This window comes from Streptococcus sp. FDAARGOS_520 (assembly GCF_003812685.1).
Lineage (GTDB): Bacteria > Bacillota > Bacilli > Lactobacillales > Streptococcaceae > Streptococcus > Streptococcus agalactiae.
In genome coordinates, this window is the sequence record NZ_CP033810.1 from 847,723 (window position 1) to 861,027 (window position 13,305).

A 13,305-nucleotide genomic window follows, 5' to 3' on the forward strand; every position below is an offset into this window, starting at 1 on the left:
TATGTTTAAAAATAAATTTAATTTTTTTTATGCTTTAAAACTATCGTAATAAGACCTGCACTTAACATAACAATTAGTGATACAATTGCTAAGAGTGGACTTGCGGCTTCACCCGTTGATGGTAATTTTTTACTATACTTTTTGTTTTCAATAGCTTTTTTAGCCGCCAAGTTTCCGCTAGTATTAACCGATTTTTTGGTTGCTGGTTTGGCCTCTGGTTTAGCTTCTAGCTTAGCCTCTGGTTTAGCTTCTGACTTAGCCTCTGGTTTAGCTTCTGGCTTAGCCTCTGGTTTAACGTCTGGTTTAGCTTCTGGCTTAACGTCTGGCTTAGCTTCTGGTTTGGCCTCTGGCTTAGCTTCTGGCTTAGCTTCTGGCTTAGCTTCTGGTTTGGCCTCTGGCTTAACGTCTGGTTTAGCTTCTGGCTTAACGTCTGGTTTAACGTCTGGCTTATCCTCTGGTTTGGCCTCTGGCTTAACGTCTGGTTTAACGTCTGGTTTAACGTCTGGCTTAGCTTCTGGCTTAACGTCTGGTTTGGCCTTTGGTTTAACGTCTGGCTTAGCTTCTGGTTTAACGTCTGGCTTAGCTTCTGGTTTAACGTCTGGCTTAGCTTCTGGTTTAACGTCTGGCTTAGCTTCTGGCTTAACGTCTGGTTTGGCCTCTGGCTTAACGTCTGGTTTGGCCTCTGGTTTGGCTTCTGGTTTGGCTACTTTTTTATCTTTTAATTCTAAACTTTGTAAAGCATCACGTAGCTTGTTAGCTAATTGATTTGCTTGATCAGTGGTAATAAATTTTCCCTCTTCCACATGATCATAAGCTTGGTCAACAGCTTTTTGAACTGCAAGTATATCTACGTATTTGTCCTTTACTTGATCATCTTTAAGCAGATCTTTAGCTTGATTATACCATGTAGTCAATCTTGTCAAGGCTTCTGGTGACAAAGCTGGTTTTGCAGCTTCTGTAGGTGCTTGTTTAGGTACTTGAATATTTGGTTTGGCCTCTGGTTTGGCTTCTGGCTTAACGTCTGGTTTTTTATCTTCTTTAGTACCTCTGGTAAGGTCTTGAAGTTCTTTTAAAAGCTTTTTGACTTCATCAAGCATTTTTTTTGCTTCATCAAGTCCACTTTGACCAGTCCAAACACTCCTATTTCCGAAAGTTTGTTTATCTCTAAACCTATTCAAATAAGTTCCCACAGAGTCTGCATAATATCCAGGTGTAGGCAAAATACTTTTATGCTTTTCATAAATTTCTTTAGCCTTTTTAGATAACGCTAATCCTTTTGAACTTATTCTTTCAATTTTTTTAGCATACTGCTTTTGTAAGTTTTTCTGGGCAACTTCCTGTGCTGCTTGCTTAATACTATTTAAAGCATTCATTGCAGCAGTAATATTGAGCTTACCTTCATTATACTGTTTCACTACATTATCAATTGCAGTATTATATCTCAACATTTCATCGTTAGATAAATTTTCTAACTTAGCAATTTCTTGCTTTTTACCATTGGCCTGATTTACCAACGTTTCTTTATTGGAATTAACAACTTTTTTAGCTTCTGCTACAAACTCATCAACTTGACTCTTAGTGCTAGCTCTTTGAATTTTTTCTTTATATTCTTCTAAGACTTCGGGGCTTATATTTTTTATTAAGGCCACGTCATTTTGAGCCATTTGCTTAGCTTTTGTTGATTCAGCATTATTCAGTTGCGTGGCTTGAGTTACAAATTTAAGAATAAGTTGCGAATCTTTTGAAGAGCTAATAGATTTAACTAAAATATCTTTTTGGTCTGATGAAAGGAAACCTAATGACTTAATGATATCTTGAGAACGTCTTGACTGCTTACCTAGTTCTTGATCACTAACTTTAGCATGTGTAGTTACACTTGGTTTATTTTGCTTACCAATTTGTCCTTGATATAAAATATTTCTAATTTCTGCTTCAGTACTATTAATTAATTGTGGAAGTGTATCCTGTGATGCTCTATTAAAATCATTTACTCTACTTAAAAGTATAGCAATAGCTTTGTCATTACCACGATATTTAGAAATCAAATTCTTCAGAGTAACCGCCCCTAAATTAACTTGTTTCTTATGAGGAATTGAAGCCGATATTCCTGAACTAGTATCCGCGTGTACAATACCACTACATACAGCAAACGCTGCTGACATTGAGGCCAAACCATAAGCTGTTTTTCTTAAAAAGTATTTTACTTTTTTTTCGTTATTATTCATATTCGCTCCTTTATATAGTTAGTTGAAAATCCTAATTTATTAGGATAGGACCACGTTTATTTTAATTTAATTTGAGTTCCTTAACTAATTATATAACTTGGAGTTTTTTATTTCAACACTTTTCTTTAATTTATTTACATTTTATTAAAATAAACATCTTTTTTTTAATGTTTTTTTGCTCAACAATCTAGTAAAAATAATCAAAAGATTATTTTTTTATAATTTAATCGGATATATATGTTATTTTCCACACAAAAAACCCTTAGTAAAATCTAAGGGTTTGGGTTGTTTCTATCTAAAATAATCTATTATTAAAATCGATTAATCAAGTCCATGACTCCTGCGGCTAACAGTTTGTCAAAGATGTAGATAACGATTGTGAAAAATACAGTGTATTCCAAGATGGAAATAAAATCTTTCCAACGTTGTTTTCGATTTGGCCAAGTAGTGTCACGCAATACTTGAAAAATCCCTTTGACAAACATTATCAGTTCTCCTTTTTGCAGTTTGTTACGCTATATCAACGCGTTTCTTTGTGTATTGTATACTTCTTACAATATTTACAAAATTTATTTACTTCTAGTCGTGTTGGCTTGGGGGTGCTACTTACTCCGATTGAGTAATTTCGGCTTCCGCATTCTGTACACGCTAGGCTTGCTTTCTTTTGTGCCATAACGCCTCCATAAGTGCTATTTTAACATGATTTGTATAATCCTGCAAGCTATCTAAAGTAGTCCTTTAGACTATTCCAAGCATCTTTTACCTTCTCTTGGAAATTTGAATCTTCCACCGCTCTAGAAATATCTTGTGCAGCCTTACTTGCCGAATCTTTTAAATCATTAATAATTGAGCGTGATTCTTGGTTCGTTGTATTACTAGCATCTTGTGCATTATAAACTGAACCAATACCGTTTTGGAAATAAGCATTCTCAATATGAGTAAAACTAGACCCCTTAGTATACGGTAGTATATATGAAGCTTGCGTGCTAAATATATTTGAAGCTGTACCTGCACTAGAATCTGTCAAATAATGGTGTTTATCTGTGTTCTTAAAGCCAACCCATTGACTAATAACGACATCAGGCGTATAGCCGACTACCCACTGGTCTCCAGATAAATTGGGGTTAAAATCTGTTTCGGTTGTTCCAGTTTTACCTGCCATTGTATAACCATAAACATTGGCATTAATAGCTGTACCATTTGAGAATGTTCCTAACATCATACTAGTCATTTTACTAGCCACTGAGCGACTAATAACTCGCTTAGGCTTATCTGTAAATTGCTTTACTAATTTTCCATTAGCTGTCTCAATTCGAGTAATCAAATGAGCGCGATGCATTATACCGTCATTTGCAAAAGTTGAGTAAGATTGTGCCATTTCTAAAGGATTAGTGGTTACACTTCCACCTAGCGCCACTCCTAGCTCTTTGTTTGCTGATGACATATTTAGACCAAACTTCCTGCCATAAGTAAAGGCTTTATTGATTCCTAGTTTGTCTAAAGTATAAACAGCAGGAATATTATAAGAATTAGCTAGTGCTTGATACATCGGGATACTTTCAGTCTCAATCCCACCATAGTTACTTGGTTTATAACCATGAAAATCTTGAACTTTATTAGGAAGTTCTTTATCTATTGACCATCCTGAAGCAATAGCTGGTGAATAAACAACTAAAGGTTTTATGGTTGAGGCTGGACTTCTCTTTGATTGAGTCGCGTAGTTAAAACTTCTAAACTGTGCATCTTTAGTACTTTGAACACGTCCAACTAAACCTCTTACACCACCAGTTTTTGGATCTAAAGCTACGCTAGCACCTTGGGCAGATTGACCATCATAGTCAGATACAGGGAAGAGGCTAGTATCATCAAATGTTTTTTGCATTCCTGATTGATAATTTTGATCTAATGCAGTGTAAATCTTATAGCCATTATTGACAATATCTTTTTCTGAAATACCATAAGTATCAATGGCTTCATTGACAACAGCATCAAAATAGGATGGGTACCTGTAATCATTAATTTTACCAGCATAGGTATCTGCTAATCTATTTTTCATACCAATTGAAGCAGCTTCTTTAGCTTGAGACTTGGTTAGTTTACCTGCATCAACCATCGCTGCCAAAACAGTATCTCTTCGGTTAGTTGCATTTTCAACAGAATAATAAGGATTATAAACTTCTGGTCCTTTAAGCATTCCAGCAAGTGTAGCAGCCTCATCTACTGTCAAATTAGCAGCACTGGTTCCAAAATATTTCCTACTAGCATCTTCCACACCCCAAACACCATTACCAAAATAAGAGTTATTAAAATACATGGTCAGAATCTCAGCCTTGCTATATTTCTTAGTCAATTCTAGCGCTAAAAAGAATTCACGCGCCTTGCGTTTAATCGTTTGGTCCTGTGACAAGTAAGCATTTTTTGCTAATTGCTGGGTAATAGTTGAGCCTCCGCCAAATTTCCCAAGTGTAGCTACTGCCAAAAAAAATCGCTTAAAGTTTACACCATTATTTTCATAAAAAGTTCTATCTTCAGTTGCTATAACAGCATTTTTGAGATGATCAGAAATAGCATTTAACTCTACATAAGTTCCCTTTTGTCCCGAAAGTTTTCCAGCATATTCTTTATTCTTATCATAAATGGTGGTGGTTGTTTTTAGAGCACTCTGTAAATCACTAACTGTAGCAGTTTTAGAAAGATAAAAAAGATAGCTACCAAATATAAGAATAAAAGCCATTAAGGCGATAAAAAGCAACTTCCCAATACGATAGCGCCGCCAAAAACGACGGATAGGATTTTTAGGAGAAGGGAGGTAACGATCAACTTTTTGTAGCCATTCAGGTCGAGATTTAGCATTTTCCTTTTGGTGACGAATGCCTCGCTGATACTGGGATTTACTAGGTCGGGTAATATCATCAATATCATAGACTTCTTCGCCATCCAAATTGCTAGTTTCTTCTCTAGTTTCTTGTTCATTTTTTCTTGTCATTTCGTCGTTGTCTTCATCAACACGAAATAAGTCTATAAACTTATCAAATAATTTCATAGACTTATTATATCAATTTTCAATAAAATGCTATAATAAAACCATGTCATTTTCATTAAAAATTAGAAATCCATACGGTGAACATACCGTTAAAGAACTCCTTGAAGATTATTTTTTGATTCCACGTAAGATTAGACATTTTTTGCGTGTTAAAAAACATGTACTTATAAACAATGAATTTATTAATTGGCAAACTGTCGTCCAAGAAAACGATACTATTACCTTAATCTTTGATGATGAGGATTACCCTACTAAAAAAATTCCTCTGGGCAGAGCAGAGCTTATTGATTGTCTTTATGAGGATGAACATCTTATTATCGTTAATAAACCTGAAGGTATGAAAACTCACGGTAACCAACCAAATGAAATAGCACTGTTAAATCATGTATCTGCCTATTCTGGACAAACATGCTATGTTGTTCATCGCCTAGATATGGAGACCAGTGGAGCTGTTTTATTTGCTAAAAATCCATTTATACTTCCCCTTATCAATCAACGCTTAGAACGAAAAGAAATTTGGCGTGAATATTGGGCTTTAGTTGAAGGAAAATTTTCACCTAAGCATCAAGTTTTGAGAGACAAAATTGGACGGAACCGTCATGACAGACGTAAACGAATCATTGATTCTAAAAACGGTCAACATGCTATGACAATCATTGACGTTTTGAAGTATATCCAAAATAGTAGTCTCATAAAATGCCGACTGGAAACCGGAAGAACCCATCAAATTCGCGTTCACTTATCTCATCATGGACATCCCTTAATAGGAGACCCCCTCTACAACCCTTCTTCTAATAATGAAAGGTTAATGCTACACGCTCACCGATTGACTCTATCTCATCCATTAACTTGCGAAACTATTAGCGTAGAGGCCCCTTCATCTACTTTCGAGAAGATTTTAAACAATTATAAAAAAGGAGTTGGATAATAATTATCCAACTCCTTTTAATCATTATTGCTTAGTTAATGGCTTACTGAGTAGTGGTTTATGGTAATCAAATTCTCCATCACTAGATGTCTGCCAGATCACTGGGATGATCTTATTCCCTTCAATTTTTATTCCATAGGCGTATTTAACTTTAAGACCACCGATACCTCCTGTTACAAAAGTTGTAGTATCAGTACCTGATTCATATTGATAAAGGTAGAGCCCATTTCCCTTATCCTCCAACTTCGTAACTTTAGCAGAATGGTTACTTTCCTTAGATTTACTATCCTTGTAAACTTTTTTCTGAGTAACTTTACCATCCTTATCAAAAGTCATCGTTACTGTACCGTCCTCAACTTCACCTTTCCAACTTCCTACAAGGTTCTCTGGAAAAATGGAAACGGGATCAGCCTTAACTTTATTAGTTTCCTTAGCTACTGTGATATCTTTTTTACCATCATTAGAAATAAGGTAACTATTTCCCGATTTTTTCATAATAAAATTACCAGTTAAATTCTGAATAATGTGGCCATATGTTTTCTTATCAGGATCTGTTGATTTATCATAATTAAAATCATAATCGGCAGCAAAATTAACTTGATAACTTTCTTTCCCAACCTGTGTCATTTTATTAAGGACAATATTAGGAATAGTGAAATGGCTCGCTTTACGATTATCAGTTACAAATTTTGCTTTAATACTTTCTTTCAATCCTTTGTAAAAATCATTTTCGGCACCTTTTTCAAAAACTGTTCCTAAAGTCTGAGGGTCTTGCCCAGTTGATACATAAAGTATCAATTGATTGAAAGCAGTTATCAATTTCTGTCCAGCTTCTTTTTCATTTAATAAACCATCAACATCTAATTTGATTGTCTGATTATCAGCGATAGAGATTAATTTTTGTTTATGAGAGGTTATCTCACCATCATTAAAAACCTTTTTGATATAAGCTTTTGAACCATCAGTCACTGGATAATTCTCTACGGAATGGCTACCATCTTTTAATTTAGCAATACGATTATCACCAAAATAAAGATTACCATCCATAAGATTACTTGTTACTGTAAAAGATTTAAAAGCGACCGATAAATCAATAGTTTGGTTTTTACCATCATAATCTTTTTTGAGTTTAATCTCTTTTCCGTCACTAGTCCCTTCAAGGCTAGCAGTATAATGGGTTCTAGGTAAACGTTCCACCGTTACTGAAAAATGATCTGAATTGCTTGTCGCGACCTTTTTTTGATTCAACAAAACATCCAATTTAGGAACATTGGTTTTCAAGGTCAAAGACATAGGCTTATTAGCAATACGATAATCAGGGAATATACCTAAGCGACTACCTACACGCTTTAGATACATTGAATCATTTTTGTTTCCTTCTTTTATTTCCTGCCCTAATTTACGCGCCTCACTTTTAGACAAGGGCTCAAAATTAGCGTAATTGGCCTCATCATTTGTGATAGATTCTCCCGTATCTGACCAAACCATGTATTCTTTAATATTATCAAACGCTTGACCTGACGTACGAGAACGTGCTGCTACAAAACGACTAAGTACTTGTCCCTTTGAAAAATAAAAGAATCCTAGACTCAGAAGTGATACTAAAACTATACCAAAAATAACTAAGCACACTTTAACAACTTTTTTCTTAAAAAAATCAAACATACCTTATCCTCTCATTCACTTTATATTAAAGTAAATTGCTTAAAGAAAAGTTACAACACTGATAAAACAGCTGTATTTGTACTTGTAACCGCTATTTTTCTATTATAACAAAACGAAAAAAGGATTGAAACCATAATCCGATTTCAACCTCTAAAATTTTTGTCTATGATTATACTAAGTCCTGCAAGAAGCTTTCTCCAATCATCGCAGTATCAACACCAAAGTTATCCGCAACTGTTGCTGAAATATCTGCGAAATGCCCTACTGGGATAAGTCCGTTTCCTGTGAAGGATGGGCTATAGGCTAAGAGAGGAATGTATTCTCTTGTATGGTCTGTACCTGCATAAGTTGGGTCATTACCATGATCGGCAGTGATCAAAAGTAAGTCTTTGTCACGCATTGCTGAAATGATCTCTGGAAGACGCTCATCAAACTCATGAAGACAATCACGATAACCATGAGGATCACGACGGTGACCATAGAGAGCATCAAAGTCAACCAAATTAGTAAAGGAGAAGCCTTTTTCAAACTCTGATAACCCCATTGTTTTTATCAAAGTATCAATACCATGACTATTTGATTTGTTATGTCCCATATCATGATTAATGCCTGAACCATTGAAAATATCATTGATTTTACCAACAGCATAAGTATCGATGCCAGCTTGATCTAGTTTATTTAATACGGTATCTTCAAATGGTGATACTGCATAGTCGTGACGGTTGGCTGTACGCGTAAAGTTACCTGGTTCACCTACATATGGACGAGCGATAATACGACCAAGGAGAGCTGGACGCTCCATTGTGATACTACGAGCATATTCACAAATACGGTAGAGTTCTTCTAGAGGAATGATATCCTCATGAGCTGCAATTTGTAGGACTGGATCAGCTGAGGTATAGATGATGAGCTCACCAGTTTCCATTTGGCGTGGTCCGAAGTCATCAATAACAGCTGTTCCTGAATAAGGTTTATTCGCTTCACGAATAACTTTACGTCCTGAAAAATCCTCAATCTTTGTGATAATATCTTCTGGAAAACCATTCCAGAAAGTATCAAATGGCTCTGTAATATTTAAGCCCATGATCTCCCAATGCCCTGTCATTGTATCTTTACCAAGTGATACTTCTTGTAACTTCGTCGCGTAGCCACTTGGATTTTCTTCTGCAGGGACGGTCTTAAGCGCTTGGGGACGAGGAATATTACCAAGTCCAATTTTAGCCATGTTTGGCACCGCAAGTCCAACTGTTTTTGAAATGTGGCCAAGCGTGTCTGAAGCACCATCAGGAACTCCTGCATTGACAAAATCATTGGCATCTGGTGCCGCTCCAATACCCACTGAATCTAAGACAACTAAGTGAATGCGATCAAATTGTGACATAACTTCTCCTTTATCAATTGAAAATAGGAAGTCAGACCAGCATCCTTCCTATTTCCTTTATATTATTTAATAAGTGCCTTCTTCAACTTTTTGGTTCTTAACAATCTTGATGATACGGCTAGTACCCAAGCGTGAAGCTCCTAAAGCAATAAATTTTTCAGCATCTTCCAATGATGAGATTCCACCTGCTGCCTTAATTTTAACACCTTCGCCGACATATTTTGCCATCACTTCAACATCTTCAAATGTAGCACCTGCTGTCGAAAAACCAGTAGAGGTTTTAATAAAGTCTGCACCTGAACGTGTGACAACCCCACAAAGTTCGATAAGTTCTTCTTTAGTTAATTGACATGTCTCAACGATAACTTTTAAGATATGGTCTTGACATGCAGCCTTGATTTGACGAATTTCTTCTTCAACAGTATCAAAATCCCCATTTTTAACATCTGTCAAATTAATGACCATGTCAATTTCATCAGCACCATTTTTAATAGCATCTTGACATTCAAAAACCTTCGCTGCAGTTGTACTATAGCCATTTGGGAACCCAATAACAGTACAAATAGCTAATTTACCTGAAACGTACTCTGCTGCTTTTTTGACGTAAGAGGCTGGAATACATGCTGAAGCTGTTTCATAAGCCATTGCATCATCTAAAATTGTTTGGATTTCTGGCCATGTTGCTGTTGTTGCTAGCAAAGTATGGTCTACCGTTTTTAAAATATCTTTTACTTCCACGTTACTATCCTTCTTTCTTTTGTCAACTTTTAGAATAGAGTTACAATACCGACGATAAAGGCGCTAAGCATACTTACAGCAATACCACCAATCATTGCACGGAAAACAAGTCGAGCTAGGGTGCCACGTTTCTCTGGACAAAGAACAGCAATACCTGAAACACAAATACCTAAACTTGATAAATTAGCAAAACCACAAAGTGAAATAGTTGCTACCAATGCTGTACGATAATCTAAAGATTTGATTAGGTCACCCAATTGTTGGAACGAAACAAACTCATTTAAAATCAACTTACTTCCAAGAAGGTTTCCTTCTAGAAGAATGTTTTTGTGGTCAAATCCCATAAGAAAACCAAATGGAGCAAAAACATATGAGAAGATTTGTTCTAAGCGGATTCCCAATCCACTTAACATCATATTAATCAAAGAAACTAAACCAACAAAGGCAATCAAACTAGCACCAATTGAGAAAGCCATTTGTGCACCTGTGCTTGCACCCTCAGCGATTGCATCAATCACATTGGCGTTATTACCTTTATTATCCATCTTAATGTCATCAATTTTTTGAACAGGTTCTGTTTGAGGCAATAAGATTTTAGCAATGAGAATACTGCCAATAGGAACCATTGTTGAAGCAATCAAGAGATATTCCATTGGAATGCCTAATGCAATGTAGCCACCAAGAATAGAAACTGACATACTTCCCATACCTGATACCAACACAACCATTATCTCACTATCAGTCATACGACCTAGGTATTTGCTAACCAAAATTGGACTGTCTGTTTGACCAAGAAACATATTAGCTACGGCAACAAAACTCTCAACCTCTGAGGATTTCATAATTTTACCAACGCCCTTACCTATCCATTTTACTACAAATCCAAGGATTCCTACATAATAAAGTAGACTAACTAGGGCAGATAAGAAAACAATATTGCCAAGCGTTTGAATGGCGAAAATAAAACCAGTTTTTGCTCCACTATCTGCTAATGAACCAAACACAAAATTTAATCCAGCTTGACCACAGTTGATTACTTTAGTAACTCCAGTTGAAACAACACTAACAACTTGTTGACCTAGTGGGATACGTACTAAGATTAGCGCAATAATGAATTGAACGATAAGAGCTTTTCCAATTAAACTTAGAGAAACACTCTTACGATTGAAAGAAATTGCATACACAATTCCTAATACCAATAAAATACCAATAATACTATAAATAAATTGCATGATGACTTCCAAAACCTCGCTTATTGTGATTTATCATTTTCAATAAGTGTGCGGAGTGCTTCAACAGCAACTTGAATAGCTGCTTCTGTGTCATGAGCCATTGGGTTATCCATACCCAAAGCGTTGCGTTCTTGATTACCAACAACAAGGAAATCTGATCCACAACGAACTCCTAGATGACTTGCTGCTACAAAAAGAGCTGCAGATTCCATTTCAGACGCTTTTGTTCCCAGACGTTTCCATGCTTCCCATTTATTTAATAATTCATAACTAACTGGCATACGTTCTGGCTCATGTTGTCCATAAAATGCATCTTTACATTGAACTACTCCTGCGTGACTTGTGTAACCAAGCTTTTTAGCTGCATTAACTAGAGCATTCGTTACCTCCAAGTCAGCTACAGCAGGAAATTCAATCGGAGCATATTCTTTACTTGTACCTTCCATACGGATAGCTCCAGTTGCAATAACGATGTCTCCGCCTTTAACATCAAGGTCAATACCACCACATGTTCCAACACGGATAAAGGTATCAGCGCCACAGAGTTTCAATTCTTCCATCGCAATAGACGCTGATGGACCACCAATACCAGTTGAAGTAACACTGACTTTTTCACCGTTTAATGTACCTGTATAAGTAACATATTCACGGCTGTCTGCTACAAGAACTGCATTATCAAAATGTTCTGCAATTTTTGCACAACGTTTTGGATCACCTGGCATGATAACATAACGACCTACATCACCTGGACGAATCTGTAGGTGATATTGCAATCCGACTTCACCTGAATAATTCTGCATGATAAAGACCTCCTTAATGTCTTGTCTATTTTTTTACACTTGTATAATAACATACAAGACAACCTTTGTAAACGCTTTTATCGAAAGAAAACGTTTTATTTTTTAACTTGATTTTTCTAATTTTTTCAATTAAACTAACTTGTATACGGAGGTTACAATGCCTAAAAATGAACTAAATAATAAACTAAATAAACTAAAGCATGTACAAGTCTACAATAAGATTTTTAACATGATTCAAGACGGTACTTATTCTCCTGGAATGCAATTACCTTCTGAACCCGAATTAGCAGGGCAACTTAATGTTAGTCGAGCTACTTTACGAAAGTCATTAGCACTATTACAAGAAGACCATTTGGTTAAAAATATCAGAGGAAAAGGTAATTTCATTAGAGAAAATTCTAGCAACTTGTCTGAAAACGGTTACGAAAATAGACAACACCCTATTAAAACTTGTCTAACTTCCAAAATTACAGAAGTAGAATTAGAATTTCGTGTAGAGGTTCCTGCAGAAGCTATCACAGCTTCACTTAAACAAGAAACCCCTGTAGTTGTTATTGCTGATCGTTGGTACCACACCGATGATGGACCATTAGCTTACACACTTTCTTTTATCCCTATCGAACTTATTTCAGATGCTGAGATTTCTTTACATGATACTAAACAGTTGTTAAACTTCATTGAAGAAGGTATCTATCAAGAAGGCATATCAAGCCACTCACAAAGCCATTTGGGATATGCGACATCTGGCAATTTTTCAGCAACTAAATATACCCTATCCGATCATGGACAATTCATATTAATACAAGAAACAATTTTTAAGCAAGAGAAAATACTAATGTGTAATAAGCATTACGTTCCCATTGAGCACTTTGAATTGTCCATTACCTCTCATTAAGGAGGCAAGCCTATGCAAAATAGACTATTAAAAGTTGCTTTTTTCATAACTTTTACCGAATTAATTATGGGCCTAATAGTTGGCGCTTATTTTAAGTTAAGTTATTTTCTAGCCCCTCCAAAGGAACCGTCAATGGGTGCTGGGTACGGAATGCTCTTTTCTCTGTTATTTATACTTATTAGTTACTTAATTCTATTAGCTATAATTCAATTCTTAGCTTATCAATCTCAATCTAAGATAATAGCAATCATTGTTTTGCTACTTTTTTCCTCCCACTACTGGCAAATATTAGATGGCCTATCCTTATGATCTTCTTACCGCAAGTGGTAGTGACTATCATATCTCTATTATCACAACATAAAACTCCCCTTTGTCAAAGGGGAGTTTTATGTTGTGAT

At 35.8% G+C, this 13,305-nt stretch carries 12 protein-coding genes; 3 read left to right on the forward strand and 9 right to left on the reverse strand.

Features of this window, described 5'->3' with window-relative positions:
• Positions 1-17: 17 nt before the first annotated feature.
• From EGX96_RS04365 to pbp2a, 4 genes are all read right to left on the reverse strand, one after another.
• Entirely contained in the window at positions 18-2,225 is a 2,208-nt protein-coding gene (locus tag EGX96_RS04365) for a YSIRK signal domain/LPXTG anchor domain surface protein (protein ID WP_001063248.1), read from the reverse strand.
• Between the two features lie 311 nt (positions 2,226-2,536).
• Complete coding sequence (gene secE / locus EGX96_RS04370) at positions 2,537-2,710, reverse strand: preprotein translocase subunit SecE (RefSeq protein ID WP_000497678.1); 174 nt, start codon at positions 2,708-2,710, stop codon at positions 2,537-2,539.
• Positions 2,711-2,745: 35 nt separating this feature from the next.
• Positions 2,746-2,898 (reverse strand): 50S ribosomal protein L33, encoded by a 153-nt coding sequence (rpmG, locus tag EGX96_RS04375; RefSeq protein ID WP_000057521.1) that lies wholly within the window; start codon positions 2,896-2,898, stop codon positions 2,746-2,748.
• A gap of 48 nt (positions 2,899-2,946) precedes the next feature.
• A complete protein-coding gene (pbp2a, locus tag EGX96_RS04380; protein WP_000764800.1) occupies positions 2,947-5,268 on the reverse strand; it encodes a penicillin-binding protein PBP2A in 2,322 nt (773 codons plus the stop codon).
• Between the two features lie 43 nt (positions 5,269-5,311).
• Between pbp2a and EGX96_RS04385 the strand changes: the two genes are divergently transcribed.
• Positions 5,312-6,196 carry an RluA family pseudouridine synthase gene (locus EGX96_RS04385; RefSeq protein ID WP_000010476.1) on the forward strand — a complete coding sequence of 295 codons (885 nt, stop codon included), beginning with the start codon at positions 5,312-5,314 and terminating at the stop codon, positions 6,194-6,196.
• A 24-nt stretch (positions 6,197-6,220) separates the two neighbouring features.
• Here the strand turns inward: EGX96_RS04385 and EGX96_RS04390 are convergent, their stop codons facing one another.
• The 5 genes from EGX96_RS04390 to udp all read right to left on the reverse strand — a co-directional run bounded on the left by EGX96_RS04390 (position 6,221) and on the right by udp (position 12,012).
• Positions 6,221-7,861 (reverse strand): zinc ribbon domain-containing protein, encoded by a 1,641-nt coding sequence (locus EGX96_RS04390; RefSeq protein ID WP_000459236.1) that lies wholly within the window; start codon positions 7,859-7,861, stop codon positions 6,221-6,223.
• Between the two features lie 169 nt (positions 7,862-8,030).
• Entirely contained in the window at positions 8,031-9,242 is a 1,212-nt protein-coding gene (locus EGX96_RS04395) for a phosphopentomutase (RefSeq protein ID WP_000077187.1), read from the reverse strand.
• 66 nt (positions 9,243-9,308) lie between these two features.
• Positions 9,309-9,980 carry a deoxyribose-phosphate aldolase gene (gene deoC / locus EGX96_RS04400; protein WP_000453154.1) on the reverse strand — a complete coding sequence of 224 codons (672 nt, stop codon included), beginning with the start codon at positions 9,978-9,980 and terminating at the stop codon, positions 9,309-9,311.
• A gap of 29 nt (positions 9,981-10,009) precedes the next feature.
• The gene (locus tag EGX96_RS04405) at positions 10,010-11,212 is read right to left on the reverse strand and encodes a NupC/NupG family nucleoside CNT transporter (RefSeq protein ID WP_001159687.1); all 1,203 of its coding nucleotides are present in this window, start codon (positions 11,210-11,212) and stop codon (positions 10,010-10,012) included.
• Between the two features lie 20 nt (positions 11,213-11,232).
• A complete protein-coding gene (udp, locus tag EGX96_RS04410; protein WP_001182060.1) occupies positions 11,233-12,012 on the reverse strand; it encodes a uridine phosphorylase in 780 nt (259 codons plus the stop codon).
• Between the two features lie 157 nt (positions 12,013-12,169).
• On the opposite strand from udp, the gene EGX96_RS04415 reads away from it, so the two are divergent.
• Together EGX96_RS04415 and EGX96_RS04420 are read left to right on the forward strand one after the other, a co-directional pair.
• Positions 12,170-12,907, forward strand: coding sequence for a GntR family transcriptional regulator (locus tag EGX96_RS04415; protein WP_001125581.1), 738 nt, complete (start codon positions 12,170-12,172; stop codon positions 12,905-12,907).
• Positions 12,908-12,919: 12 nt separating this feature from the next.
• On the forward strand, positions 12,920-13,216 hold the full coding sequence (locus EGX96_RS04420; RefSeq protein WP_001181229.1) for a hypothetical protein: 297 nt from the start codon (positions 12,920-12,922) through the stop codon (positions 13,214-13,216).
• Positions 13,217-13,305: the final 89 nt, after the last annotated feature.

Bases quoted from the DNA above. Each gene is read 5' to 3' on its own strand.
- EGX96_RS04365 (WP_001063248.1), bottom strand. From the start codon at position 2,225: ATGAATAATAACGAAAAAAAAGTAAAATACTTTTTAAGAAAAACAGCT.
- secE (WP_000497678.1), bottom strand. From the start codon at position 2,710: ATGTTTGTCAAAGGGATTTTTCAAGTATTGCGTGACACTACTTGGCCA.
- rpmG (WP_000057521.1), bottom strand. From the start codon at position 2,898: ATGGCACAAAAGAAAGCAAGCCTAGCGTGTACAGAATGCGGAAGCCGA.
- pbp2a (WP_000764800.1), bottom strand. From the start codon at position 5,268: ATGAAATTATTTGATAAGTTTATAGACTTATTTCGTGTTGATGAAGAC.
- EGX96_RS04385 (WP_000010476.1), top strand. From the start codon at position 5,312: ATGTCATTTTCATTAAAAATTAGAAATCCATACGGTGAACATACCGTT.
- EGX96_RS04390 (WP_000459236.1), bottom strand. From the start codon at position 7,861: ATGTTTGATTTTTTTAAGAAAAAAGTTGTTAAAGTGTGCTTAGTTATT.
- EGX96_RS04395 (WP_000077187.1), bottom strand. From the start codon at position 9,242: ATGTCACAATTTGATCGCATTCACTTAGTTGTCTTAGATTCAGTGGGT.
- EGX96_RS04405 (WP_001159687.1), bottom strand. From the start codon at position 11,212: ATGCAATTTATTTATAGTATTATTGGTATTTTATTGGTATTAGGAATT.
- udp (WP_001182060.1), bottom strand. From the start codon at position 12,012: ATGCAGAATTATTCAGGTGAAGTCGGATTGCAATATCACCTACAGATT.
- EGX96_RS04415 (WP_001125581.1), top strand. From the start codon at position 12,170: ATGCCTAAAAATGAACTAAATAATAAACTAAATAAACTAAAGCATGTA.
- EGX96_RS04420 (WP_001181229.1), top strand. From the start codon at position 12,920: ATGCAAAATAGACTATTAAAAGTTGCTTTTTTCATAACTTTTACCGAA.